Here is a 2,066-nt window from a genome sequence, read left to right as displayed (position 1 = left end):
GGCATCCGCGCGGCCGAGCAGGCCGTCGCGCAGGCGGCCCAACTGCAGGACGCGATCACGAAGCTCGCCGCCGACCTCGAGGCCGCGGAACGAGACGGCGCCGCCCTCGTCACCGAGCTCGAAGCGGATCTCGCGGCCGCGGCGGCGACACCCGATCCCGACTCGCGCCTCGCCCCCGTCATCGCCGCCACGCGGCAGATCCTCGACGCGGCGCGCGAGGATCTCACGGGCGCTCACCGCGACCCGCTCTCGGCCCTCACCCTGCTCGAGCGCGCGAACACCGCGATCGACGGCGCGCTCGGCCAGGTCCGCGAAGCGCAGCAGCGCGCCGACCGCGCTCGCAGCGTGCTCTCACAGACCCTGCTGCAGGCGAGGGCGCAGATCTCCGCCGCGGAGGACTTCATCACCGCCCGTCGCGGCGCCGTGGGAGCGACCGCGCGCACCCGGCTCGCCGAGGCCGGAGCCACGCTGGTGCAGGCCACGCAGGCGCAGGACGGCGACCCGGAACGGGCGCTCGCCCTGGCGCAGCGCGCCGCGAGCCTGGCGCAGGAGGCGACACGGCGCGCGCAGAGCGACGTGGGGTCGTTCGCCGGCGGCGGAAACGCTGGCGGCGGAGGCGACTTCGGCGGCATGCTGGGCGGCATCATCATGGGATCCCTCCTCAGCGGCGGCGGGTCCCGTCGCTCCTCCGGCGGGTTCGGCGGGTTCGGCGGCGGCTCCTCCCGGCGCAGCGGCGGTCGCAGCGGCGGATCCATCGGACGCTCCAGCGGCGGCTCCCGATCCCGCAGAGGAGGCGGTCGCTTCTGATCTTCCGACGCCGCAGGGCCACGACCTCCCCACCGACCTCGACCTCACGACCTCCCGCTAGGAAAGGAAACACGATGGCAAAGCAGTCCATCTTCGGCCGCATCTCGACTCTGGTGAAGGCGAACATCAACGCCCTCCTCGACTCCGCCGAGGACCCGCAGAAGATGCTCGACCAGCTCGTCCGCGACTACACGAACAACATCGCCGACGCCGAGACGGCCATCGCCGAGACCATCGGCAACCTGCGTCTGCTCGAGCGCGACCACGATGAGGACGTCAAGGCCGCCGCCGAGTGGGGCAACAAGGCCATCGCCGCCAGCCGCAAGGCCGACGAGCTGCGCGCCGCCGGGAACACGACGGATGCCGACAAGTTCGACAACCTCGCCAAGATCGCCCTGCAGCGCCAGATCAGCGAGGAGAACGAGGCCCGCGCCATCGCCCCCTCGATCGCCGCGCAGACCGAGGTCGTCGAGAAGCTCAAGGACGGCCTCAACGGCATGAAGCAGAAGCTCGACCAGCTGCGCTCGAAGCGCTCCGAGCTGCTGGCGCGCGCCAAGACCGCCGAGGCGCAGAACAAGGTGCACGACGCCGTCAAGTCGATCGACGTGCTCGACCCGACGAGCGAGCTCGGCCGCTTCGAGGACAAGGTCCGTCGCCAGGAGGCCCTCGCCGCCGGCAAGGCCGAGATCGCGGCGTCGTCGATCGACGCGCAGTTCAACCAGCTCGAGGACATCGGCGAGCTGACCGAGGTCGAGGCGCGCCTGGCCGCGCTGAAGACCGGCGGCAACGCCGGCGCGATCGAGCAGTAAACCCATCCGCACGGACGGCGCCGGGCCCTCGGGTCCGGCGCCGTCCTGCTCCCCGGAGGTGTCCATGACCCGTTTCGTCGTCGCCCCGCAGTGGCAGGGCTCGCCGTCCGCCCGCGCGATGCGCCTCATCGACGGCGCCGAGGCGATCGCCGACGACCTCCCCCGGTCCGCGCTCACGCGGATCGAGGTCCCCGCCGAGGCAGGTGAGGCGCTCGGCACCGGCATCCGTCGGTTCAGCACCCTCACCCGCGTGCGCGATGCGATCGCCGAAGCGCTCGACGGCGCCGACGAGCCCGCCGTCGTCGTGGGCGGCGACTGCGCCGTCGCGGTGCCCGGGATCGCGGCCGCGGCCGCGCGGCATCCCTCCCTCGCCGTCGTGTGGTTCGACGCGCACGGCGACCTGCACACCCCCGCGTCCTCGCCTTCGGGTGCCCTCGCCGGCATGGCCCT

General features: G+C 73.1%; 2 protein-coding genes and 1 pseudogene. All 3 read left to right on the top strand.

The window, feature by feature from the left end:
* Window positions 1-807, top strand: a pseudogene (locus tag NH287_RS14955) (TPM domain-containing protein); the annotation flags it as partial.
* A gap of 74 nt (window positions 808-881) precedes the next feature.
* Window positions 882-1,616, top strand: coding sequence for a PspA/IM30 family protein (locus NH287_RS14950; RefSeq protein WP_217531150.1), 735 nt, complete (start codon window positions 882-884; stop codon window positions 1,614-1,616).
* Window positions 1,617-1,680: 64 nt separating this feature from the next.
* Window positions 1,681-2,066, top strand: a 386-nt coding sequence (locus tag NH287_RS14945; RefSeq protein ID WP_253036244.1) for an arginase family protein, incomplete at its 3' end; no start/stop codon positions are given.

Origin of the sequence: Microbacterium sp. CnD16-F, from assembly GCF_024124465.1 — a bacterium.
GTDB lineage: Bacteria > Actinomycetota > Actinomycetes > Actinomycetales > Microbacteriaceae > Microbacterium > Microbacterium gawkjiense.
The sequence above is the reverse complement of the archived record's forward strand: the minus strand, read 5'-3'. Positions and strand labels throughout refer to the sequence as shown.

What these genes read in the sequence shown, in the direction of transcription:
- NH287_RS14950 (WP_217531150.1), top strand. Translation starts at nt 882, where the DNA reads ATGGCAAAGCAGTCCATCTTCGGCCGCATCTCGACTCTGGTGAAGGCG.